This is a genomic window from Pseudarthrobacter sp. NamE2 (assembly GCF_005796205.1).
Classification (GTDB): Bacteria; Actinomycetota; Actinomycetes; order Actinomycetales; family Micrococcaceae; genus Arthrobacter.
In genome coordinates this window covers 217,743-240,270 of sequence record NZ_VAHN01000004.1, presented here as the reverse complement: position 1 = coordinate 240,270, position 22,528 = coordinate 217,743, and the positions used below count along the sequence as shown (strand labels likewise).

The window sequence follows — 22,528 nt, the reverse complement described above, 5'->3', positions numbered from 1 at the left end:
GCCGATCAAGTTGCTATACGGCAGGTACAACCCGACGATGGACTGACCTCTGCGATGATACAGGATTCACCACTGCTTCATGCCGACCCCTCAATGGCTTAGTGCAGTGGGACGAGGTTCCTTGCGGAAGACACTCCTGAAGAGGAGGTAACCCGACGGCACCCGTTCGATCGAGCACTCGTGAGGGCACTATGATGACCTCGTATTCTGTGCGGAATAGCGTGTTAACCACGCAGGGTCCGTTTGTTTTCTTATCTCACTTGTACCGTTGGGGGCATTATGACAAAGCGCGCACTGATCACTGGAATCACAGGCCAGGACGGTTCCTACCTGGCGGAACTGCTACTAAAGAAGGGCTATGAGGTTCACGGTCTAATCCGCAGAGCCTCGACGTTCAACACATCAAGGGTTGACCATCTGTATGTTGATCCGCACGACCCGACGGCCAAGCTTTTCCTCCACTATGGAGATCTCAGTGACGGAGCACGACTCGTGACACTCCTGATGGAGATTAAGCCAGACGAGGTATATAACCTCGCTGCCCAGTCACACGTTCGAGTCTCATTTGATGAGCCTGAACACACCGGCGACACAACTGGTGTAGGGACCATTCGCCTTCTTGAAGCAGTTCGCATGTCCGGGATCGAAACCCGGTTCTACCAAGCATCGTCTTCTGAAATGTTTGGCGCGACGCCTCCTCCTCAAAATGAGGAAACTCCGTTCTACCCGAGATCACCCTATGGGGCCGCTAAGGTTTACAGCTACTGGATAACGAAGAACTACCGAGAGGCCTACGGTATGTTCGCCGTCAACGGGATACTTTTTAATCACGAGTCTCCCCGAAGGGGTGAAACTTTTGTCACACGCAAGATCACTCGAGCAGTCGCTGCCATCAAAGCAGGGAAACAAGATTTTCTGTATATGGGAAACCTAGACGCGGTGCGTGACTGGGGCTACGCCGCTGAATACGTCGAGGGTATGTGGCGAATGCTCCAGGCTGACGAGCCCGATGATTTTGTGCTTGCAACCGGAGGAAATTACACGGTTCGTGATTTTCTTCAGATCTCATTTGAGCACGCTGGCCTCAACTGGCAGGACCACGTTCGGTTTGACGAGCGATACCTGCGTCCAACCGAAGTCGACGCTCTTGTAGGAGACGCTTCCAAGGCTCAGGAAAAATTGGGGTGGAAAGCTTCTGTTCACACCCCCGAGTTGGCCCGCATCATGGTAGACGCCGATATAGAGGCCCTAAAGAACGCAGGGAATCATTGGATCGACAAAGTCGAACTCGAAAGCTGGAACCGGTAGTGCCTGAGGACGGCACGTTCAAACCGGGTCCGCTTGATCGCGCCTCAACCTTCTACGTAGCAGGTCATCGAGGCCTTGTCGGATCTGCTATCTGGCGGAAATTGGAAGCTGAAGGTTTCGAGTCATTGGTCGGACGCGCTTCATCCGAACTCGATCTCAAAGACCGCGATGCGGTTTTCGCTTTTTTTGCCGAGACGAAGCCCCGTTATGTCATCCTCGCCGCCGCGAAGGTTGGAGGCATCCTCGCGAACAACACGTATCCTGTGGACTTCCTGAGCGACAATCTGAGGATCCAGGTGAACGTTTTGGATGCAGCATTAAAGCATGGTGTCGAAAGACTCCTGTTCTTAGGATCGTCCTGCATCTATCCCAAATATGCTGAGCAGCCTATTCGTGAAGACTCACTGCTGACTGGGCACCTAGAGCCGACAAATGATGCATACGCCATTGCCAAAATTGCAGGAATCATGCAGATTCAGGCCATTCGTAGACAGTACGGCGTACCTTGGATTTCGGCCATGCCAACAAATCTTTACGGTCCTGGTGACAATTTCTCCGCGACCGGCTCTCACGTCCTGCCTGCTCTTATAAGACGCTATGACGAGGCAGCAAAAGTGGGTGCAAATGTCGTCACCAACTGGGGGACTGGATCACCTCGGCGGGAATTTCTTCATGTGGACGATATGGCTTCCGCCTGCCTTTATCTGTTGGAGCACTATGACGGCACCTCGCAAGTGAATGTGGGGACTGGCAAGGACATAACCATTCGCGAGCTTGCCTCCATTGTCGCATCAGCGGTCGGATATGAAGGTGAAATCGAATGGGACAGCAGCAAGCCCGACGGTACCCCCAGAAAACTGCTCGATGTTTCGAAACTGAATAATGCTGGCTGGTCCGCCTCAATAGGACTCGAAGAAGGAATTATGGATACGGTCGAATGGTACAGACAACATTCTCTATCTATTCGTACCTAGGTCGTTTTTTGGGGTGGCTGGGTGAGTGAGAACGCTGACTGGCGGCGGCGCTCAGCACGTCGGTTACGCATTGTTGATGCCTTCGTTATAATTTGGGCGGTCGTCGGAGCATTCATTATCCGTTTCGGTACCGATACCGGGTCAAGTACTTCGGGCCAGGATGTGCCATATGTTTGGCTATCCGTGGTACTAGCTGCGGCTTGGTGGGTCATGCTAGAAGCGTGGAACAGTAGACAAAGTCGCATTCTTGGATCCGGTCCAGATGAGTACAAGCGGGTCGCAGCCGCTTCCCTCTGGTTATTTGGAATCGTTGCCATTGTTTCCTATGTCTTCAGGATCGAGACTGCACGTGGCTATGTTGGGTTAGCTCTGCCAGTCGGGCTACTTGGCCTATTGCTTGGAAGATGGCTGATCAGGCAGCACCTAAGTATTAGGCGCGGTCAGGGCCGGAGTTTGTCAAAGCTGCTATTGCTTGGAGGTCCCGGCGCTGTCGCCCATCTTGCAGCGTCCCTGCATGGGGCTAGGCACGCGGGCTACTTACCAATTGCCGCATACATTCCGGGTCATGAAGCGGGCAGTGGGGTTGAGCCCCACTCGGGATTGACGATCGTGGGTCATACACCCGATCCCCGCTCCATAGTCGATGCATTGGAAGCATGCGGTGCGGATGCAGTGGCCGTATCGGCTGGAGTTCAACTGCATCCGCAGACGCTCCGACATTTGGGTTGGGAGCTGGCGGCCCGAAACATCGGCCTAATAATGGCACCCGCGCTTACTGACATCGCCGGGCCTCGCATACACACTCAGCCGGTTGCCGGTTTGCCCCTGATACACGTAACAACACCCACGCTAGAGGGCGGACAACGAGTCGCTAAACGATTGTTTGACGTCGCCGCAGCAGGACTTCTTTTGATAGCGGCACTGCCAGTCATGATTCTTGTCGCAGTACTTATCAGGCTGGACAGTCCAGGTCCTGTCCTGTTTCGCCAAGAGCGAGTTGGGATTGAGGGGAAGCACTTTTTTATGCTCAAGTTCCGCTCGATGGTGGTTGAGGCGGAGCGTCGCCGAACTGATCTGGAGCAGCAGAATGAAGGCAGCGGTCCATTGTTCAAAATGAAGAATGACCCCCGTGTTACGCGGCTCGGCAGAATCCTTCGACGTTTCAGCGTAGACGAGCTGCCGCAATTGCTCAATGTGCTTAGCGGATCAATGAGTTTGGTCGGCCCACGCCCGCCCTTGCCGGAGGAAGTTGAGTCATATGAGAATGACGTCAGACGCCGGCTGCTGGTTAAACCTGGGCTTACTGGACTGTGGCAAGTTAGCGGACGCTCAAATCTATCTTGGCAAGACTCAGTTCGGCTCGACTTGTACTACGTGGAAAATTGGTCGCTGGCTGGCGACCTCGTAATCATTCTCCGAACCGTACGTGCTGTTTTTCGAAGTACTGGTGCCTACTGAGAACGCTACTTGTTCCTACGCGGACAACTGACCCCTTGGGGAAGGAATCATCAATATGCGCATTACTGTAATTGGCTGCGGCTATCTGGGAGCTGTCCATGCCGCATGTATGGCGAAGCTAGGTCATGACGTTGTTGGCATAGATGTAGACGCGCAGAAGATTGACGAACTAGCAGCTTCGCGAGCTCCATTTTACGAGCCGGGACTAGAAGACCTGCTAAAGGACGTCCAACAAACAGGGCGACTTACCTTCACGACCGACCTTTCAGCCGCTCGTGGAAGTTATGTGCATTTCATTTGCGTCGGCACGCCTCAGAAGAAAGGAGAAAATGGGGCAGATTTGACCTATGTAGATGCTGCCCTAACAGGCCTTCTGCCTTACCTTGCTCCGGGAGATGTTGTCGTTGGAAAATCCACCGTGCCCGTTGGGACGGCCGCACGTCTTGCAGAAATGATGCAAGCCAAACAGCCCTCTGCTCATTTAGTTTGGAACCCTGAGTTCCTTCGGGAGGGGCATGCAGTTGCTGACACGCTCAACCCCGACCGATTCGTATACGGAGTAAGCGATGGTTCTGAAGACCATACCGCTGTAGCCATTCTCGATGAACTTTATTCGGCACCTCTAGCCTTAGGCACACCGCGCCTAATCACAGACCATCCGACGGCGGAGCTAGTTAAGACTGCCGCTAACTCGTTCTTGGCAACAAAGATTTCCTTTATAAATGCCATGTCCGAACTATGTGAAGCAGCTGGAGCAGACGTCACCCAACTCGCCGATGCCATTGGCCTCGATGATCGTATCGGGCGCAAATTCCTGAACGCCGGGATCGGCTTCGGCGGAGGATGCCTACCGAAGGACATCCGAGCTTTTATGGCCCGGGCAGGTGAGCTTGGAGCAGATCAGGCTCTCACCTTTCTTCGCGAGGTCGACGCAATCAACATGCGTCGCCGGTTCCGGGTCGTTGAGCTTGCCCGCGAGTTATGCGACGGCTCCTTGCTTGGCAAACGAATCACCGTGTTAGGTGCTGCTTTCAAGCCTGAAAGTGATGATGTTCGCGATTCTCCCGCTCTAAGCATCGCAGCCCAATTGCAATTACAGGGAGCGGTTGTCACAGTTACTGACCCTAAGGCGCTAGATAACGCAGCGCGTAGATTCCCAGAACTACACTACGAGGTGGATACCTCCGCTGCCGTACTTAAGGCAGATGCTCTCTTGTTATTGACAGAGTGGCAAGAATACCGGGATCTCGACCCATACGGTTTGGGGGAATCAGTTTCTTCACCTCGAATCCTCGATGGGCGGAACGTACTGGATGCAGCCAAGTGGCGTGGCGCTGGCTGGACGTATCGAGGCATGGGTCGACCCTGAATGCCAGTGAATCGAGCGCTTTTGAAAGCCAAGCCCGAGTCGAAGGATAAAGGAAGTTCAATTTCCGGCAAGGGTGGTCGCAGAGCCCGCCTTCTGCTTGCATTGGTCTATTTAGGAGGCCTGGTACTCCTCGTCCTGGCGGGCTTGGCTTGGCTAGGAAGCAGGGGGAGTGTAATAAAATCCGAGCTCGACGCAGCAGTCCTCTTGGTCGAGCCACTGAGAGTAAATGTCACGAACGACGCACCCGCTGAAGCTGCTAAGGCCTTGGAAGAGATGCGCGCACATACTGCTGCAGCTAAGGAAGCCGCGAATGATCCTCTTTGGACCTTGGCCTCAAGCCTTCCCGGCGTTGGCTCCAATTTCGCTGCCATAGCGGAGGTAGCCCGATCCGCTGACGATGTGGTAAGTCTCGGCCTCGAACCTTTGGTCAGCGTTTACGGTACCCTCGATTGGGAAGCACTCCTTCCCAGCAGTTCTGGCACTGATCTAGCCGCACTTGAGACAGCGACTCCGCGAATTTCCGCAGCTGCGCACGCCGTCAGGCTCTCCGCCGATAGACTGAATCAGATCGACGCCGACGCGCTGTTCCCTCAGGTTGCGGGTCCATTGGTTCAAGCGCGGAATCAGTTAAACGATGTAACCGGCGCGCTCGACGCCGCGGCCAACACGTCGAATATTGCCCCCGGTATGCTCGGTGCACAGGCCCCTCGGAAGTACTTACTTATGGTCCAGAACAATGCAGAGGCCCGAGCCTCGGGCGGCATTCCCGGAGCTCTTGCTGTCCTAAACTTGGACCAGGGCAGACTCACCCTTGAAGCGCAAAGCAGTGCTGGAGCCGTAGGCGTAATGTCGCCCATTGTGCCATTCGACGCAGAGCAACAGCAGATATACTCCGGGCGCATTGGCAAGTTCATGCAAGACGTAAATCTGACTCCCGACTTCCCAACGGCAGCCAGTACAGCTAGGGCCATGTGGGAGAAAAAGACCGGGGTGCGAGTCGATGGTGTTATCTCTGTTGATCCCGTCGCATTAAGTTACGTATTAAAGGCCACCGGCCCGGTCAAGATCACGCATCCAGAGCTAGTGGCATTCGTCGACGCAGGATTGCCCAAGGAATTGACCAGCGACAACGTCGTCAAGACGTTGCTCTCAGACGTGTACTCCAAAATCGAGCAGCCCAATATTCAAGATGCATACTTCGCTGGCGTGGCACAAGACATTTTCGCAGCCTTGTCTGCTGGACAGGGCCACGCGACAGAGATCATCGCAGGGCTGACGCGTGGTGCTGCCGAGAGTCGAGTGCTCGTTTGGTCTGCAGTGCAGGCCGAACAGTCGGTCATTTCTGAATATGCATTGAGCGGGTCTATCAGTGGGCCCAGTATTTCCCCTGCCCAGTTCGGCGTTTACTTCAATGATGGAACTGGCGCGAAGATGGACTACTACGTGAAGCGAACAGTTCAACTGTTGAAGGGATGTCCAAAAGACGGTTACGAGCAAACCACTGTTCTTGTCACTAGCACGAACACAGCCCCTGCGGACGCAGCAACTGTATTACCGCCGTATGTAACTGGTAACGGAAGTTTCGGCGTACCATCCGGATCAGTTCGAACCAACATCACCGTCTACGGACCAGTCCAGTCACTAGTCGAAATGGCAAGGGTTGACGGTGAACGCGAGGGGTTCGCTGCACACAGACACAGCAACAGACCCGTTGGTGTCTTGGCAGTCCAGCTAGCGCCGGGCGAAAGCAGAACTGTTGAGTTCACCTTCAGCAAGATTGTTCAGCAAGTGGAACCCACTGTACTTGTCACACCAACTGTTCAGCCTGTAAAAGACGTGACTCTCACCACGAAAAATGCTGCATGCGGATAGTACTTATGGTCTGCCGGTTAACACTATGTAAACCAATTCGATTAAGATTGCTCACACCAAAGTGCTGATGGTACGGTCGTTACTGGGATACATATCCGTCGTTCTGCACTGGGTCTCGTGCGGAGGGGAGCACTCCCCAAATTCGGGTACATCAAAACTCAAACGTCTCCGGGGGGACACATGAAGAAAACACTCGCAGCACTCGCGCTTGCTGGCTCGATCGCCCTTGTCGGTGCAGCTCCTTCGATGGCAACCACAATTACCTACCCTGCTCTTCCACCGCAGGCGGCGGTTTCCGATGGCACCGTTGGCCCTGGCGAAACCTTCGTGTTTCGCGGTCAGGGCTTTTTGGCCGGTGAGTCTCTGACGATCCGTGTTACTCCCGGTCAGGCTCCAGCGTCCAATGGCGCGAACATAGCCGGCGGCCGTTCCGTAGCAGCACGGATTAGCGTCGTTTCAGAAGCACAGACCCTTAAGGCTACAGCTGACGCTCAGGGTGTTGTTTCACTGCCCATCACCATTAACGAGCCCGGTACTTACTCCATCACAGCAACGGGTGATACTTCTGGCGTCACGGTTGGACCCGTAACCGTGCAGGTTACCCCCGCTGTTCTCAACGCCAACCCGAACGCGGCGGCGAATGCAAACGGAAACTCACCCCTGGCAAATACGGGATCCAGTCTCGCAAACACCGGTGCCGACTCAGGACTCGTCCTCTGGACTCTGGTGGGCGCTGGCGCTCTGGCTGCTGGTGCAACTTCGGTTGTTGTTGTTCGCCGCCGTGCCAAGGCTGAAGCCGCTGCATAGCACTCACTTTTAGCTACACCATAGAAGGTGGGCTGCGTCCCTGAAGGGAGGCAGCCCACCTTCTCTGTTTGTTATTGGACAACCTTATTTCGGCAGGTTCCATCCTTGAAGCTCCTACAAAACAACCGCTTCTGGCAGGTGATCCTATTCGCGATGCTGGTTGCGATTGCTTTTGTAGCCTATTGGCCGAGTCCCATAGATCAACCTGTACAAGGACAGCTCGCAGCCATGTCGGACTTCGTGCACAGGCACGGGATTCCGCGTTGGTTCGACTACAAGTTTGTGGAGGCGTCTGCAAATGTCGCCCTTTTTATCCCGATCGGAGTAGTAAGCGCCCTTGCTTTTCCGGAAAAGCGCTGGAGTCAGATAGCTGCATTAGGTCTGCTCATCTCAGGCTGCATGGAGCTGGGTCAGCTCCTTTTTCTTCACAACCGCTTTGCAAGCCCGCTGGACCTCGTGACAAACACGACAGGAGCCGTCATCGGGGCTTTGATAGCCACTTACGTCCTTAAATCACAGAGGCCCGCCGCCTTTCAGCAACGGGCCCCTGAATGAACCTATATCTACGACTCGTTGACAAAGCCCTTCAGCCAAGTCTTCAGGTCCTCGCCAAACTCCACGCGCTCGGAGGCCAGCGTGATAACGGCCTTGAGGTAGCTCAGCTTGTCGCCGGTGTCGAAGCGGCGGCCTTTGAAGACAACACCGTAGACGCCAGACCCTTCGCCTTCACCTGCCGCCAGGGTCTGCAGGGCGTCAGTCAGTTGGATCTCGTTGCCTCGGCCCGGCGCGGTCTCTTCAAGGACGCCGAACACCGACGGGTGCAGCACGTACCGGCCGATAACAGCAAGGTTGGAGGGTGCATCGCCGACAGCAGGCTTTTCCACGAGACTATTGACGCGGACGTAATCCTCGCCTTCAACTGCCGTTATGTCTGCGCAGCCGTAGGCACTGATCTGCGACGGATCAACCTCAATGAGTGCAATCACTGAACCGCCGGTTTTCTGCTGCACCTCCATCATGGTGGTCAGGAGGGACTCGGCCTCATCGATCAGGTCATCACCCAGCAGGACGGCGAAGGGCTCGTTGCCCACGTGCTGCTTGGCGCAGAGGACCGCGTGGCCCAGGCCCTTGGCCTCGCCCTGCCGGACGTAGTGGATAGGACCCAGTTCCGAGGCGTACTGAATCGACTCCAGCCGATCCTTATCGCCCTTCTCCTCGAGCACCCGCTCCAGGCCAGGCGCACGGTCGAAGTGATCTTCCAGCGCGCGCTTGCTGCGGCCCGTGATCATCAGGACGTCGTTGAGGCCGGACTTAACCGCCTCCTCCACCACATACTGGATTGCCGGGCGGTCAACCACCGGCAACATTTCCTTCGGCATTGCCTTGGTGGCGGGTAGGAAGCGAGTTCCCAATCCGGCAGCAGGAATGACGGCTTTGGTAATAGCTCTCCCCGTAGTCATAGGTTGAACCTTACAAATTAGGCGCGCCCAAAGGCAATTGAGAAGGGGTTTCGACGGGCTCAACTACCGGTTCGCAGGTCCTTGGCTATTCGAGGGAGGGTGCTGAGGAATCGGGCACATCTGGCTTTGTGCAGCAGGAGATGTCCCTGCAGCGGTACATCTGCGTAGATGTTCCCACTCACTCAAGAGGTCTCGGTGAGTCGAACAGAGCTCGCCACAGAATTTTCGGCTTGTCATGCCAGCGGGCTTGGAGAATAGCAAGGAGCCGGACACTTCCTGGCTCCTTTGCAAGGGTTCGGTTGCGCCATTCCTTGGACGGCTGCGGCCAGTCAGGGGCAGCATTGCCTTCCTGAAGGAGATCCTCCAGAAAGCGGCGTACCGCCGCCCGGGAACCAGTCGCTGGAGCGGCCTGGACGGCACACGGACCGACTGTCCCGCAAGCTCAAGGTCAGCCGTAAGTCCCCACATCAGCTCGAAGCACTCGTCGGCTGGATTCTCCAAGCCGGGAAAGCGGAAGTGGACGAACGTCCACGTCAGTTGACGTTCTGGGGCTTCTGAGCCCGAGGAGCACGCTGGCGGGTATTTTGATGAAGAAGGCGCGCACACCGAGGCTCTCTGCCAGACGAGAGACCATCGCATGGCCCAGGAGCACGGCCTCGGAGACGCTGAGGTGGGTAGCGTTGGTGCGCTGCGTCATCCCACGCCTACAACTTCGCCCTGCGCCCGCTGAGGACGGCTTTTACAGTGCCTTTAGCGGCTTCCCTAACCGGAATCTCGGAGTCCTGCGGCTCTGGTTCGATAACGGCCGCCAGCGCAGATACAGAGGAGTACGTTCCGTAGTAGGAGTAGGAATCCGTTCCCTTCGTCGGCACGTAGTTCAGCACGGCACCCAGGATCCTGCCCTTGACCTTCTCTAGGTTCCCCAGGGATTGGTCCAGCTGCTCCTGCGTAGTCCTGCCGGTTCGCACCACCACGACGGCTCCGTCGGCGGCATGCGAAAGCACTGCGGCGTCTGTGACGGGAAGCAGCGGCGGCGCATCAATCAACACCACTGGGTCCTCCGCCAGCGCATAGAGCATATTCTTCATCGCCCGTGACCCAAGCAGTTCACGGGGGTTCGGCGGAATGCGGCCCGAGCCGAGGACGGAGAGGTTCGGGAGCGCACCCCATGGCTGGAGGACGTCCACCAGTTCAGCCTTGCCGGCCAGGACATCGGTGACGCCCACTCCCGGAACCAGGTTGAAAACGTCCACCAGCGTTGGGCGGCGGAGGTCGCCGTCGACCACCACAACGTCCTCGCCGGCAGCCCCCATGGTGACCGCCAGGTTGGCCGTGACAGTGGATTTGCCTTCCGACTGCACCGAACTGGTCACCACGATGATCCGCGGCGGCTGGTCCACATCCAGGAAGCCGAAGTTGGTGCGCAGCTCCCGGAGCGCTTCTGCCATCGCTCCCCCGGCCTCCTGGACCTGGGCGGCTGAAGTTCCGGCGTCCAGGACTGTGCTTTTGTCATCGAGCCGGTGGTCCACCGGAAGGGTACCGATGACGGGGACACCGAAAAGCCGTTCAATTTCTGAAGCCTTGCTGATGCGCCGGTCCAGGTACCGGCGGAGAACCGCGTAGGCCAGGCCGAGGGCCAGGCCAACAAGCGCACCCAGCGCCAGGTTGAGCTTGATGTTGGGCGAGGTGGGGCTGGTGGGGAGGACCGCCTTGCCCAGCGGAAGCATACTGACCGCCAGGCGCCGTCACTTCTGCCAGCGCACCTGCCTCCGTTGCTGCCGAGCCAGCAGCTTCGCTTGTGCCGCCAACAGGTGCCGTCTCTATAGCTTTCACCTGGGCGACAAGGCCATGACCCAGGCGTCGGCCACGCGCTGCGCGGTGGATGGATCCGTGGCGTCGGCAACGGGGCCGCCTCGGCGGGGACGACTTGTACTTGAGGCGGCGCCAGTCGGAAATGGTTATGATTCATTTACTCTTCACTGTGGCCTAGGCCTCATTGTTGCCTGCATCGAACGCCGGGGGGCATTGCTAATGGAACTGACACCTGAGATGGCACTCAAAATTAATCGGGCAGCTCAAGTTTTGAGCGGGCTGACGAGGGCAGCGTCCCAGGATTGCAGCTGGCTGCGCACTAACACGAACCTGCACGCGGAGATTCTTGAGTTGCAAAATGATCTGAGGGACTACGCAGCCGGCGTCCTGGGGTTCGGCGACATGAGCCTGCATTTGATGGAAGCTCACGCGGTCGGGAACCAATTGCGTGAGTTGTTTCAGCCCTCCACAGTGCCGGATCTTTCAACGTCGCCGGAGGACCGCGCTGGAGATCTCGAGCCGCACCCGGACTCAGTGCCGTCCTGATCCTCGCCTGCCATCGGTGCAAGGCTAGGCTGGGCGCGTTGATAGTTTCGCCCATGGTGAGCCAGGACCGTCCAGCAGCTACGCTAAACCGGTGAACGTCGGCTCGCGCTTCTCCTGGAACGCCCGGAAACCCTCGGCGTAGTCCTCGGTCTTGCAGAGCCGCGCCTGCTCAGCGTTCTCCTCCTGCATGGCTTCCCACAGGCCCAGTCGCTGGTCGCGGATGTGCGCCACCAGTTCCTTGGACGAAACAAACGCCCCCGTTGCACCGGAAGCCACCTTGGCCACGATCTCCCGGGTGCTGTCCAGCAGCGTGTCCGCCGGCATGGCCCGGCTGAACATTCCCTGCGCCACCGCCTCGGCGCCGGAGATCAGGTCTGCCGTGTAGATCAGGTCCAGGGTCCGGTGCATGCCCAGCCGCTCCGTGAAGTACCAGTGCCCGCCCGAATCCAGCGTCGCCCCAAGCTTCGCGAACGGCGAGCCGAACTTCGCGTTCTCCGCCACGTAAACCACGTCCGTGGCCAGCAGCAGCCCCAGCCCGACCCCCAGGCAGGCGCCCTGTGCCGCCGCGAACGTCGGCGCCGGGAACGATGCCATCTTCTTCAGCAGCGGCTCCACCAGCCCGCCCAGGTACGCGGCGGCGTCGTCGCTCTCCGGGGTGACCCCGGCGATGTCCCGGCCCGCGCAGAAGGCGCGGCCCTCTCCGCGCAGGAGCAGCGCCCGCACCTTCCCGCTCTCGGCGGCGGCAGCAGCGTCGTCGTAAGCCTGCCTCAGCTCGTTCAGCGCATGCTCGTCCAGTGAGTTCAGCTTCTGCGGGGCATCCAGGACGACCTCGGCGACGCCGTTGCTGATGGAGAGGGAAATCATGGGGCTCCTTTGTTAGACGTCGAAGTCGACGGTGACCTCTTTGCTGGTGGGGTGGCTCTGGCAGGTCAGCACGTACCCCTTGTCCAGCTCATCCTGCTCCAGCGCGTAGTTTTCGTCCATGGCCACGCTGCCGGCCACCACCTTGGCCCGGCACGTGCCGCACACTCCCCCGGCGCACGCGAACGGCACGTCCGGGCGGACCCGCAGCGCGGCGTTGAGGATGGACTCGCGCGCGTGCGTGGGGCTGGCCACGTCGCCCTGCAGCCCGTCCAGCTTGAACGTGATCTTGTACGTCTCCTGGCTCTCGTCCACCACCACGGGACGGCCGGCGTGCCCCTCCGGCCGGTCCGGCTTGCCGGACGTGAACAGCTCGAACCGGATGTTCTCCGGCTTCACGCCGCGCTCGGCCAGGGTGTCCCGGCACAGCTGCACCAGCTCGAACGGCCCGCACAGGAACCATTCGTCCACGTCGTCCGCGTGGATGGCGGTGCCCAGCAGCTGCTGCAGCTTCTCGGCATCAATCCGTCCGCTCAGCAGCGGCGCGATCCGCTGCTCGCGGCTCAGCACGTGGTGGATGGCCAGCCGCTGCGGGTACTTGTCCTTCAGGTCCGCCAGCTCCTCCAGGAACATCACGTCCATGGCGGCCTTGTTGGCGTAGATCAGGTCGAACCGGCAGTCGGGGTTCTTTGCCAGCAGCGTGCGGGCGATCGCGATCACCGGGGTGATGCCGCTGCCCGCCGCGATAGCCACAAAGCTCGCCTCCCCCTGGCTGGCCACCTCCCCGGCCAGCTGGTCCGGGTTGTTCATGGAGTTCATCCGGTTATGCTCCACGGCCTTGCCGCCCCGGCCGTGCCTGGACACGAACGCGCCCATGGGGCTCATCACGTCCAGGGTGTCCCCCGCCTTCAGCTCGGCGTTGGCCCATGTGGAGAACAGCCCGCCCAGGTCCTTCTTCACGGCCACCCGGATCTCGCTGCTGCCGTCCTCGAAACTGCGCGGCTCGGCACAGATGGAATAACTGCGGCGCACCTCACGCAGTTCGCCGGTCTCGTCCGGCAGCTTGGTGCGCAGGGCCACGTACTGGCCGGGCAGGTAGTCGAACTGGCCGGCGAGTTCGGCCGGCACGTGGAAGGTGACCTCGATGGCGTCCTCGGTCAGCCGGCGCACCTCCTTCACGGCGAGCGTATGGAAGGACGGACGACTGCGGCCGGTGGCCTGCGCCTCTTCGGCGGCGGTCTGGCGGACAACAGGCATGGGGCTTCCTTACAGGACCTTGAAGTAGTCGAACGGTTCCCTGCAGTCCTGGCACACATACAGGGCCTTGCAGGAGGTGGAACCGAAGCGGGTGAGCTCTTTGGTGTTCAGGCTGGAGCACTGCGGGCACTTGACGGCCATCTTCAGCTTGACGGGGCCCCTGTTTGCTGTGGCCAAGCCGGTCGGCGATGCGATCCCGTACTCCTCCAGCTTGGCTTTGCCCTCGGCCGTCATCCAGTCCGTGGTCCAGGCCGGGGCGAGGACCAGGTCCACCTGCACGTCCGTGTACCCCTCCTTGGCGAAGGCTGCCTTGAGGTCGTCCCGGATGGCGTCCATGGCCGGGCAGCCCGAGTACGTGGGGGTGATGGTGACCGTGATTCCTTGGTCCGGTCCCACCTGGACGTCCCGCAGGATGCCCAGGTCTGCGATGGTGAGCACCGGAATCTCGGGATCGCACACGGTGGCGGCGATGTCCCACGCCTTTTGCTTTGGCGTCCGGGTCCGGGTTTCAAAGTCCGAGATGTACGTGGGTGTCACCAGGTTGCTCCGGGATGTTCGCGGGCCAGCACCTGCATTTCGGCGAGGATGTAGCCCAGGTGTTCCGAGTGCCTGCCCTGCCGGCCGCCGCCGGGTGCGGGCGGGACGTCCGGCACCTCGAGTTCGGCTTCTCTGAGGACTTCGCCGGTCAGCCTGTCGAAGTCTCCCCGCAGCGAGGAAGGTACGACGGCGGCACCCGCCTCCGCGAGGCGCATCACCAGGTCATCGTCGCGGAAGAGCTCCTCGACATACGGCCACATCAGCCGCAGGGCGTGAATCATTCTTGTTCTTGACTCTTCGGTGCCACCGGCCAGGCGCAGGACCCACTGGGCGCTGTGGTCCCGGTGGTAGTCCACTTCCTTCACGGCCTTGGCGGCGATGGCGGCCAGGGTGGGGTCCGTGGATTCGGTGAGGCGGCGGTAAAGCTCGAACTGGTAGTAGCTCACGATGAACTGCCGGGCGATGGTCACCGCGAAGTCGCCGTTGGGCTGCTCGAACAGCTGGACGCTGCGGAACTCGTGCTCGCGGCGGAAGTAGGCCAGGTCGTCCTCGGTCTTGGCCGTGCCGTCTTCATTGGACATAGCGCCGCCGGCGTAGGTGAGGAAGCTGCGGGCGTGGCCCAGCTGGTCCAGGGCGATGTTGCCCAGGGCGATGTCCTCCTCCAGCTCCGGCGCGCGGGAAATCCAGTGGCCCAGGCGCTGGGCGAGGATCAGGGCGTCGTCGCCCAGGCGCAGGGCGTACTCGGCGATGTCCTCCGACGGTTTGGCCAGGCCGGTGCGGACCTCGAGCGCGATATCCTCCGGGCGGAGCGCGTTGCCGGGGGTGATGCGGGTGGCGCTGGCGTTGGCTTCGCTCACAGGTGCTTTACCCCTTCGCTCTTGGTGTAGTACGTGGCGTGCCGGTAGTCCTTGCCCTGGGGCGACTCGAAGAAGGAGCCCTTGGCGTCGGGGTCGCTGGCGGCGATGGCCTCTGCGGGGACGACCCAAATGGAGACGCCCTCGTTCCGGCGGGTGTAGAGGTCACGGGCATTACGGAGGGCCATGGCGGCATCCGGTGCATGCAGAGATCCGGCGTGGACGTGGCTCAACCCGCGGCTCGACCGGACAAAAACCTCCCACAGCCCCCAACCGCTTCTACCGGTGGTTGAGCTTGTCGAAACCTCGGTGGTTGAGCTCTTGATTTCGACAGGCTCAATCACCGAATCGTTGGTTGAGCCTGTGGAAACCTTCGGCGCTTCACGCTTGATCTCTGCTGCCGAACTGGCCGGCTCTTCCGGGTTGCCGTGGGGACTCATGCTGCGTTTTCCTTCTGCATCCTTGCTGACTGTTTTGCTGCGTAAGCCGCCGCTGCCTCGCGGACCCAGGCGCCGTCGTCGTGCGCTTCCCTGCGCCGCTCAAGGCGCTGGGCGTTGCAGGGGCCGCGGCCGGCGAGGACTTCCTGGAACTCGTTCCAGTCGAGGGGGCCGTGCTCCCACTTTTTGGTGTCCTCGTTATAGCGGATCTGGCTGTCAGGGAGGGTGAGGCCCAGGACCTTGACCTGTTCCACCATCATGCCGACGAAGCGGCTGCGCAGTTCGTCGTTGCTGAAGCGCTTGATGTTCCAGGCCATGGACTGCTTGGAGTTGGGGGAATCGTCGTCCGGCGGGCCGAACATCATCAGGGACGGGGCGTACCAGCGGTTCACGGCGTCCTGGGCCATCTGCTTCTGCTCGGGCGTGCCGTTGGAGAGCTCCAGGAGAATCTCGAAGCCCTGGCGCTGGTGGAAGGACTCTTCCTTGCAGATGCGGACCATGGCGCGGCCGTAGGGACCGTACGAGGCGCGGCACAGCGGGACCTGGTTGCAGATGGCCGCCCCATCCACCAGCCAGCCGATGGCGCCCATGTCCGCCCAGGTGAGTGCCGGGTAGTTGAAGATGCTGGAGTAGCGGGCCTTGCCGGCGATGAGGGCGTCCATCATCTCGTCCCTCGTGTGGCCGAGCGTTTCCGCGGCGGAGTAGAGGTAGAGCCCGTGGCCGGCCTCGTCCTGGACCTTCGCCATGAGGATCGCCTTGCGCTTGAGGCTGGGGGCCCTGGTGATCCAGTTGGCTTCGGGCTGCATGCCGATGATCTCGGAGTGCGCATGCTGGCTGATCTGGCGGAGCAGGGTCTTGCGGTAGGCCGCCGGCATCCAGTCCTTGGGCTCGATGCGGGAGTCCTCGGCCATGATGCGGTCGAAGTAGGCCTGACCCTCCCGGTCCGCCTGCTCCTGGCGCTGCTCGGCCGTGGGCTCAGCGGGCACTGACTGCAGGTTCTGCGCTGCCATGGTTGCTCCTATGCAATGACCTTCTGGGACGTGCGGAATTATTTACCGACCGTTCGTTCAGGATATGCAAAAGCCCGCAGCACCGTCAAGCGCCCTCCCCCCGCGACGAGCTGGCCTTGCTAACTGCGGACCAGCCAAGGGTTAGGAACCCACCACTGCTAGTATCGTTATCTGTTCGTAACCTTTTCCGACTGAAGTGTGTGTGTTTATGCCTGCCGACTCCGTTACCGATGACAAGCCGAAACAGTTCCTTGGACTAAGCGGCACCCAAACTATTGGCTCGGCTTTAGCCGCAGTGACCTCCGCCTTTGTGGGATCCTTCCTGGGTGTTGCGGGAACACTTATTGGTGCAGCACTCGGCTCCATAATCGCGACCGTGGGTGCCGCTCTCTACGCCCGAACACTCAGTTCTGCCGCCACCATGGCACTCACCAAGATGCCTCAGCGAAACAGGAACCGCACGCTGCCCGACGACGGCGACTTTACGGCCGCCGACGCTGCGCCTGCGAGCTATAACTTCCAACGGGAGCCTGCGGGTCAACGTTTCACGACCAGGACCTGGATCAAGCTCGGGGCCGTCAGCGCCGCGGCGTTCGTGCTCGCGATGGTCGGGCTCACTGCTGTGGAATTCGGAACCAATCAGCCCATCTCCAGCCTTGTCTCGGCAACGTCCAGCATCGACGACGGGGCCGCCAAGCACACGACAACGCTGGGTAAAGCACTGACCGGCACTCCGACCAACTCCGGCGAGGCAGACAACTCGTCTGACAACGAGGGGCAGGTGCCAACGCAGGTTGAGGGAGGCATTACCGCAGACGATGACACGGCGTCGAACAGCACCCCCAATGGCGGCGACAGCAGCCCGCTTGTAACTGAACAACCAGCGGCGAACGAAACCAGCGACACCCCGTCGGACATCACATCCGAAAGCGACCAAAGCCAGGAGCCAGCCCCCGAAACCGGAAAAAATTCGGAGCCGGAGGTCCTCTCGGATTCGGGAGCGGTCGAACAGCCAGGAGACTGAGCACTTCGGTAACAGTCGCATCGTGGTGAGCTTTGATGCCGACCCGGACCCGGTGAGAGCTTGTCGCCGAAGAGTTCCGCGATACGGTTTCGCCGCAGGAAGTTGGCCGGCAGTGAGCTAGCGGCGCACCGGCGCGAGCCGCCGTCGTACGTTTTCTGCCGTTCCCGAGGCGCAAATTCGCCGGTGACGCGCACGTTCTCTGACGCGCCCGTATCCGGGGAGCGCCAGGGAATCTGCGCAGCGAAAACTCAGGCCGGCGGCTCGCCCCCGTAGTGCTCCGCCAGCCGCGCCAGGCCCTCGTCCAACGAGACGGCGGGCGTCCAGTCCAGGAGCTCGCGGGTCTGGCGCTGGTCGAACCAGTGCGCGGTGGACAGCTGCTCGGCGAGGAACCTGGTCATTGGCGGCTCTTCGGTGCGTCCGGCCCAGGTCCAGGCCTTTTCCACCACCGCCCCGGCCGCCCGCGCCATCACACCCGGCACAGCCCACCGCGGCGCAGGGACACCGCCCGCGGCGCAGATGCCAGCGAGCAGCTCCCCCACCGGCCGGGGCTCGCCGTTGGTCACCACCAGGGCCCGGCCATGGATGTGGTCCATCCGGAACAGCGCCCTGGCGATCGCCGACGCGGCGTTGTCGATGTAGGTGGTGTCGATCAGGGCCGCGCCGGCGTCGAGCAGCGGCAGGCGGCCGCGGCGGGCGCGGTCCAGGACCCGTTCCACCAGCTGCGTATCGCCCGGACCCCAGACGATGTGCGGGCGCACCGCCGCCACCCGGAACTCCGGGGCATCGGCTGCCAGCGCCAGCAGTTCAGCCTCCGCCTTGGTGCGGGAGTAGTCCCCGTGGGCATGTTCCGGGTCCGCCGGCTCCGCGCCCAGCCCCGCGATGGCGGCACCGGAATTGGCCACGGACGGCGAGGACACGAACACCAGGTCCCGGACCCCGGCCGCGCGGGCGGCCTGGAGCAGCCGGCGGGTACCCTGGACGTTCACCTCGTCGAACTCCGCGGCCCGGCCCGTGAACGAGACCTTCGCGGCCAAATGGATGACGCCCTCGGCGCCACGGACGGCTTCCTGTACCGCCCGGTCATCCGTGACGGACCCGCAAACGTCCGCGGCGCCGTCGACCCCTGCGGGCCGGCGCTGGAACGTTGTCACGTCATGGCCCTGGCGCACCAGCAGCCGCGCCACTTCCCGCCCGAGCATGCCGCTCGCGCCGGTGACCAGGACCCTCATGGCGTGCCCGGCCGGCCGCCTGCCAGCACCCGCGTGGCCCAGCGGGAGAGGCGGGTCCTGTCGATCTTGGCGTTGTGCCGGATGTCGGTGGGCTGCGCGGGGACTGCCAGCACGGCGGACACGTCCACGCCGGCGTCCCGGGCGGCGCGACGGACCTGTCCGGCGAGTTGTGGTTCGGCCGGTCCCGCCTTACGAACGGGAGGCACAGTCTCGACGACGGCGACCACCGCCTGGGTGCCCGCCGGCCCCACCCCGGTGATCGCGGCCAGCCGGACGGAGTCCAGGCGTTCGATCGCCTGCTCCGCGGCCACAGGCGTCACCGCGGCAGCGGGCGCCGTCACCACGTGGGCAAGGCGGCCCTCCACCCAGAGCCGGCCGGCGGCATCGAAATGGCCCACGTCTCCGGTGCGGTGCCAACCGGGGATGCCCGCGCTCTCTGCCTGCGTCAGCCAGAGCCTGTCGTAGGCCTCCTTCACGTGCGGCGCGCTGACCAGGATTTCCCCGGTCACGCCGGCGTCCGTCACGGGCTGCGAACCCGGCGCGGTGCCGTCCGCCGCCAGCGGGACCGCGGCCACCCGCGCCCCGTGCACGGGCCTTCCCACACACACCCCGTTGCCGGCGCCCGGCACGGTGCCGGCGGCAGCATCGGCGTCGGCGGCCTGGATCTGTTCGAGGCTGATGTCCGTGACCGGCAGGGCCTCCGTCATCCCGTACGGCGTGTGCAGCGACGCCTGCGGCAGCAACCGCTGCACCTCCGCCAGCAGCGGTTCCGGGACGGGCGCGCCGGCCGACAGGAGCAGTTCCACTTTCCCCAGCGCCTGCTGCCCTGCCCGGCTGAGGCTGTCCCGGGTGGCCAGGACATTCCGGAGGGCCGCCGGCGACGCGAAGACAACGGTGGCGTCGATGGCCGCGGCGGCGTCCGCAAGCGCCCGGGCCGTGAGTGTGCGGGGCGCGGTGACATCCATGTCCGGCGTCACCGACACCGCTCCAAGCGCCGGTCCCAGCAGGGCGAACGGGGCGAAACCCGCCACGAGCCTGGCTCCGGGACGGATCCCGAACGTCTCGGCCACGGTGTCCCGCATGGCGGCCAGCTGCCGGTGCGTGTAGAGCACGCCCTTTGCCGGGCCGGTGGACCCGGAGGTGAACAGCACGGCGGCCGGGGCGTCCGGACCAGGAGCGTACGACGGCGGTTCCTGGCTTGCGCCTTGACCCTGCCGGGCGAGGGCTGCGAGGGAGGTTTCCACGCCCAATGCGCGGCGGCGGGCGGCCGCGAGGTCCCGCACGCTGATCCGCCGTCCGGGCCAGCCGAGCACCGAAGCGGCGGCGAGGGCTTTGTCAATGCCGATAAGGAAGTCAGGGGTGGCCCCCTTCACGGCGCGGCTCAGGCCCTTGGTTCCCAGCCCGGCGTCGGCCACCACCACCACGGCACCCAGCCGCAGGCAGGCATAGAGCGCCACTGTCAGGTCCACGCCGGGCGGAACCATCAGGCTCACGCGGCTGCCTTTTTTTACTCCGGTTTCGCCGAGTCCGGCGGCGAGGTCCCGGATGTTCCTGTCCAGCTGCTGCCAGCTGAGCGAGCGGGCAACGGTGCCGTCCGGCGCCATCTCCGCGACGGCGGTTTCTGCTCCGCCGGGGCCTGCGGCCTGTTGTTCCAACAGGTCCCACAGCGGGCGGAAGTTGGTTGGTTCGCTGACTCCCTCCGAACGCTGGCCGTCCGAAGCAGGTGTGCTCTCGGTCAAGAGTTCGGCAAGCCACTGGAAAACCGGCGCCGCGATGTCCCGATCCTCCGCCACGAGGTGCCCGGCGCCCTCGAACCGGTGCACGTCCGCGTGCGGCAGCCGGCTGAGAAGGTCCTTGAGGTACCGGTCGGAAAAAATCGGATCGCGGGGTCCCCAGAGCATCAGCGCCGGGACCGTCAGCCCGCGCAGCCCTTCGGCCACGCCGGTGAGCGCGGCAAAGCTGGGGTGCGACGCGTCCACGGGGATGTCGGCAACAAAGTTCCCCACCCCGCCTCTGCGGTGCGCACCCCGGTACGGGGCCATGTACGCCTTGCGGACGTCCGAGGGCAGCGGCGGGTGCGCCAGTGCGTGCGTCACGCGGAGGAAGGCGTCCGACGTCGTGGTGCCCCACTTGTGCACGGCGGGGTGCAGGGCAAGCTGCAAAGCGGGCGGAATCACGGAGCCGGAGGGCTGGTGAACGGCCGTGTTGGTCAGCACGACGCCGGCGAGCTGCTGCGGGTGCGCCAGCGCCCAGCCAAGGCTGATGACCCCGCCCCAGTCATGGCCCACCGTCACAACGGGCCCCTCCAGGCCCAGTGCTTCCGTAAGGTCGCCGAGGTCGCTGATCCGGTCCGCCAGCCGCCGGAACGTCCCGGTCCGCTCGGAGTAGCCCATATCCAGCTGGTCCGCCGCAATCACGCGCCACGGATGGGCCGGATCTGATCCCGCCGCCAGCAGGGTCCGCCACAGGTAGGACCAGGTGGGGTTGCCGTGGACGCAGAGGAGGGTGCTGGCCGGGGTAAGGTCGAGGCGGGACAGCTGGTCGCCGTTGTCCAGCAGATGCCAGCGGCGGACGGTTCCCGGCTGGTCTGTGCCGGACGTGGACAGCACATCCACCGTGCGGGACCACTCCGGGTCCACTCCGGGCCAGCCAGCGGCTACCAAACGATTTCCATCATGGCAGTGTTCAGCCCGGAGCCCACGCCCATGCACAGCACGCGGTCCCCGGCCTCCAGCGACTGCGCTTCGGCGGCAAGCGTCATGGGCAGTGACGCCGGACCCACGTTGCCCCAGTGCGGGAACGTGATGGGCACCTTGTCCGGATCCAGGTTGATGGCGTCGATGATCGCCTGGGTGTAGGCGTTGCTCACCTGGTGCGTGACATAGCGGTCCATGGCCGCCCAGTCCCACTCCGGCTGCGCTTCATGCCAGGCGTCGAGAACGAGCTGCAGGCCGCCGTCGAGCAGTCCCTTGGTGTCCGTGTTCATGCCGTCGATGCCGCCCACGCACAACTCGTGGTGTTCGGTTCCGGCGCGCATCACGCCGCCCACAATCCGGTGCGAGCCGGGGTGCTGGTCCGCCGGGCCCAGGACGGCGGCGGCGGCTCCGGAGCCCAGGGTGAGCGTGGCGAACTCGCGGTTGAAGTCCTCGCGCGTGGTCTCCGGCCGCTGCAGCCGGGCGAGCGTGGCCTCCTGCGTTGCCTCTGCATCCTCGCCGTTGACGATCATGGCATACCTGACCTGGCCGGAATCGATCATGCTGGACGCCAGGGTCAGGCCGTTCACGAACCCCAGGCACGCGTTGGCCAGGTCAAAGTTCATCGCCGACGTCGGCAGGCCGAGTCCGTGATGGATCCTCACCGCGACGGACGGCTCCAGGTTGCGCCGGGTCACCGAGGTGTTGATCAGCAGGCCGACCTCGGATGCTTCGATGCCCGCCTCGGCCAGGGCCTTGGCACCTGCCTCGATGGCGGCGTCGTCGAAGGATGTTCCGGGCGCCCACCAGCGGCGGTGCGTAATGCCCGCAACGCGCTCCAGGAGCCGCGGCGGGAACTTCAGCCGCCGCAGGGTGGGAGCCAGCCTGCGGTCGAACTCGGTGGAACTGACGATCCGTGGAGCTTCGACGCTGCTTACCGAAAGCAGCCCGGCGTTGATGTGCCGGAAGGTCGCATTCCCTGCCAAATTCAAGCCCCTGTCCGTATCCGTCCTACTGCAA

General features: G+C 62.3%; 20 protein-coding genes. 9 read left to right on the top strand and 11 right to left on the bottom strand.

The window, feature by feature from the left end; all coding sequences use genetic code 11:
• Window positions 1–279 precede the first annotated feature (279 nt).
• From gmd to FDW83_RS07430, 7 genes are all read left to right on the top strand, one after another.
• Entirely contained in the window at window positions 280–1,308 is a 1,029-nt protein-coding gene (gene gmd, locus FDW83_RS07460) for a GDP-mannose 4,6-dehydratase (RefSeq protein WP_138137046.1), read from the top strand.
• Window positions 1,308–2,282: a GDP-L-fucose synthase gene (locus tag FDW83_RS07455; protein WP_138137044.1), complete on the top strand. Its 975-nt coding sequence runs from the start codon at window positions 1,308–1,310 to the stop codon at window positions 2,280–2,282. Before gmd ends, FDW83_RS07455 begins: the two co-directional genes overlap by 1 nt.
• Before the next feature lie 21 nt (window positions 2,283–2,303).
• Window positions 2,304–3,740 carry a sugar transferase gene (locus FDW83_RS07450; RefSeq protein ID WP_138137042.1) on the top strand — a complete coding sequence of 479 codons (1,437 nt, stop codon included), beginning with the start codon at window positions 2,304–2,306 and terminating at the stop codon, window positions 3,738–3,740.
• A 55-nt stretch (window positions 3,741–3,795) separates the two neighbouring features.
• Window positions 3,796–5,109 carry a UDP-glucose/GDP-mannose dehydrogenase family protein gene (locus tag FDW83_RS07445; protein WP_138137041.1) on the top strand — a complete coding sequence of 438 codons (1,314 nt, stop codon included), beginning with the start codon at window positions 3,796–3,798 and terminating at the stop codon, window positions 5,107–5,109.
• Window positions 5,110–5,382: 273 nt separating this feature from the next.
• On the top strand, window positions 5,383–6,981 hold the full coding sequence (locus FDW83_RS07440; protein WP_240720890.1) for a DUF4012 domain-containing protein: 1,599 nt from the start codon (window positions 5,383–5,385) through the stop codon (window positions 6,979–6,981).
• Window positions 6,982–7,161: 180 nt separating this feature from the next.
• Complete coding sequence (locus FDW83_RS07435; RefSeq protein ID WP_138137037.1) at window positions 7,162–7,788, top strand: LPXTG cell wall anchor domain-containing protein; 627 nt, start codon at window positions 7,162–7,164, stop codon at window positions 7,786–7,788.
• 105 nt (window positions 7,789–7,893) lie between these two features.
• Window positions 7,894–8,343 (top strand): VanZ family protein, encoded by a 450-nt coding sequence (locus FDW83_RS07430; protein WP_240720888.1) that lies wholly within the window; start codon window positions 7,894–7,896, stop codon window positions 8,341–8,343.
• 8 nt (window positions 8,344–8,351) lie between these two features.
• On the opposite strand, the gene galU is transcribed toward FDW83_RS07430, so the two are convergent.
• Complete coding sequence (galU, locus tag FDW83_RS07425; RefSeq protein WP_138137035.1) at window positions 8,352–9,248, bottom strand: UTP--glucose-1-phosphate uridylyltransferase GalU; 897 nt, start codon at window positions 9,246–9,248, stop codon at window positions 8,352–8,354.
• A gap of 704 nt (window positions 9,249–9,952) precedes the next feature.
• Window positions 9,953–10,975 (bottom strand): polysaccharide biosynthesis tyrosine autokinase, encoded by a 1,023-nt coding sequence (locus FDW83_RS07415; protein WP_240720887.1) that lies wholly within the window; start codon window positions 10,973–10,975, stop codon window positions 9,953–9,955.
• Between the two features lie 304 nt (window positions 10,976–11,279).
• Between FDW83_RS07415 and FDW83_RS07410 the strand changes: the two genes are divergently transcribed.
• Complete coding sequence (locus FDW83_RS07410; protein ID WP_138137033.1) at window positions 11,280–11,606, top strand: hypothetical protein; 327 nt, start codon at window positions 11,280–11,282, stop codon at window positions 11,604–11,606.
• Between the two features lie 78 nt (window positions 11,607–11,684).
• On the opposite strand, the gene FDW83_RS07405 is transcribed toward FDW83_RS07410, so the two are convergent.
• From FDW83_RS07405 to paaA, 6 genes are read right to left on the bottom strand one after another with little or no spacing between them, the layout of a single operon-like run.
• A complete protein-coding gene (locus FDW83_RS07405; protein ID WP_138137031.1) occupies window positions 11,685–12,470 on the bottom strand; it encodes an enoyl-CoA hydratase/isomerase family protein in 786 nt (261 codons plus the stop codon).
• A 12-nt stretch (window positions 12,471–12,482) separates the two neighbouring features.
• Window positions 12,483–13,724, bottom strand: a complete 1,242-nt coding sequence (paaE, locus tag FDW83_RS07400) for a 1,2-phenylacetyl-CoA epoxidase subunit PaaE (RefSeq protein WP_138137029.1) — start codon at window positions 13,722–13,724, stop codon at window positions 12,483–12,485.
• 9 nt (window positions 13,725–13,733) lie between these two features.
• Complete coding sequence (gene paaD / locus FDW83_RS07395) at window positions 13,734–14,261, bottom strand: 1,2-phenylacetyl-CoA epoxidase subunit PaaD (RefSeq protein WP_138137027.1); 528 nt, start codon at window positions 14,259–14,261, stop codon at window positions 13,734–13,736.
• Window positions 14,258–15,118, bottom strand: coding sequence for a 1,2-phenylacetyl-CoA epoxidase subunit PaaC (gene paaC / locus FDW83_RS07390; protein WP_138137025.1), 861 nt, complete (start codon window positions 15,116–15,118; stop codon window positions 14,258–14,260). Before paaC ends, paaD begins: the two co-directional genes overlap by 4 nt.
• The gene (gene paaB, locus FDW83_RS07385) at window positions 15,115–15,555 is read right to left on the bottom strand and encodes a 1,2-phenylacetyl-CoA epoxidase subunit PaaB (protein ID WP_138137023.1); all 441 of its coding nucleotides are present in this window, start codon (window positions 15,553–15,555) and stop codon (window positions 15,115–15,117) included. The genes paaC and paaB overlap by 4 nt, the downstream gene beginning before the upstream one ends.
• A complete protein-coding gene (gene paaA, locus FDW83_RS07380) occupies window positions 15,552–16,562 on the bottom strand; it encodes a 1,2-phenylacetyl-CoA epoxidase subunit PaaA (protein ID WP_138137021.1) in 1,011 nt (336 codons plus the stop codon). The genes paaB and paaA overlap by 4 nt, the downstream gene beginning before the upstream one ends.
• A gap of 208 nt (window positions 16,563–16,770) precedes the next feature.
• On the opposite strand from paaA, the gene FDW83_RS07375 reads away from it, so the two are divergent.
• Window positions 16,771–17,586, top strand: a complete 816-nt coding sequence (locus FDW83_RS07375) for a PrgI family protein (RefSeq protein WP_138137019.1) — start codon at window positions 16,771–16,773, stop codon at window positions 17,584–17,586.
• A 248-nt stretch (window positions 17,587–17,834) separates the two neighbouring features.
• Here the strand turns inward: FDW83_RS07375 and FDW83_RS07370 are convergent, their stop codons facing one another.
• The 3 genes from FDW83_RS07370 to FDW83_RS07360 are packed head-to-tail and all read right to left on the bottom strand — an operon-like array spanning window position 17,835 to window position 22,494.
• Window positions 17,835–18,815, bottom strand: coding sequence for an NAD(P)-dependent oxidoreductase (locus tag FDW83_RS07370; RefSeq protein WP_138137017.1), 981 nt, complete (start codon window positions 18,813–18,815; stop codon window positions 17,835–17,837).
• Complete coding sequence (locus tag FDW83_RS07365) at window positions 18,812–21,478, bottom strand: alpha/beta fold hydrolase (RefSeq protein WP_138137015.1); 2,667 nt, start codon at window positions 21,476–21,478, stop codon at window positions 18,812–18,814. Before FDW83_RS07365 ends, FDW83_RS07370 begins: the two co-directional genes overlap by 4 nt.
• Window positions 21,472–22,494, bottom strand: coding sequence for a 3-oxoacyl-ACP synthase III (locus FDW83_RS07360; protein WP_138137013.1), 1,023 nt, complete (start codon window positions 22,492–22,494; stop codon window positions 21,472–21,474). The genes FDW83_RS07365 and FDW83_RS07360 overlap by 7 nt, the downstream gene beginning before the upstream one ends.
• Window positions 22,495–22,528 lie beyond the last annotated feature (34 nt).

What these genes read in the sequence shown, in the direction of transcription:
- paaA (WP_138137021.1), bottom strand. Translation starts at nt 16,562, where the DNA reads ATGGCAGCGCAGAACCTGCAGTCAGTGCCCGCTGAGCCCACGGCCGAG.
- FDW83_RS07370 (WP_138137017.1), bottom strand. Translation starts at nt 18,815, where the DNA reads ATGAGGGTCCTGGTCACCGGCGCGAGCGGCATGCTCGGGCGGGAAGTG.
- FDW83_RS07405 (WP_138137031.1), bottom strand. Translation starts at nt 12,470, where the DNA reads ATGATTTCCCTCTCCATCAGCAACGGCGTCGCCGAGGTCGTCCTGGAT.
- FDW83_RS07375 (WP_138137019.1), top strand. Translation starts at nt 16,771, where the DNA reads ATGCCTGCCGACTCCGTTACCGATGACAAGCCGAAACAGTTCCTTGGA.
- FDW83_RS07445 (WP_138137041.1), top strand. Translation starts at nt 3,796, where the DNA reads ATGCGCATTACTGTAATTGGCTGCGGCTATCTGGGAGCTGTCCATGCC.
- FDW83_RS07435 (WP_138137037.1), top strand. Translation starts at nt 7,162, where the DNA reads ATGAAGAAAACACTCGCAGCACTCGCGCTTGCTGGCTCGATCGCCCTT.
- paaE (WP_138137029.1), bottom strand. Translation starts at nt 13,724, where the DNA reads ATGCCTGTTGTCCGCCAGACCGCCGCCGAAGAGGCGCAGGCCACCGGC.
- paaB (WP_138137023.1), bottom strand. Translation starts at nt 15,555, where the DNA reads ATGAGTCCCCACGGCAACCCGGAAGAGCCGGCCAGTTCGGCAGCAGAG.
- galU (WP_138137035.1), bottom strand. Translation starts at nt 9,248, where the DNA reads ATGACTACGGGGAGAGCTATTACCAAAGCCGTCATTCCTGCTGCCGGA.
- FDW83_RS07410 (WP_138137033.1), top strand. Translation starts at nt 11,280, where the DNA reads ATGGAACTGACACCTGAGATGGCACTCAAAATTAATCGGGCAGCTCAA.
- gmd (WP_138137046.1), top strand. Translation starts at nt 280, where the DNA reads ATGACAAAGCGCGCACTGATCACTGGAATCACAGGCCAGGACGGTTCC.
- FDW83_RS07415 (WP_240720887.1), bottom strand. Translation starts at nt 10,975, where the DNA reads ATGCTTCCGCTGGGCAAGGCGGTCCTCCCCACCAGCCCCACCTCGCCC.
- FDW83_RS07440 (WP_240720890.1), top strand. Translation starts at nt 5,383, where the DNA reads ATGCGCGCACATACTGCTGCAGCTAAGGAAGCCGCGAATGATCCTCTT.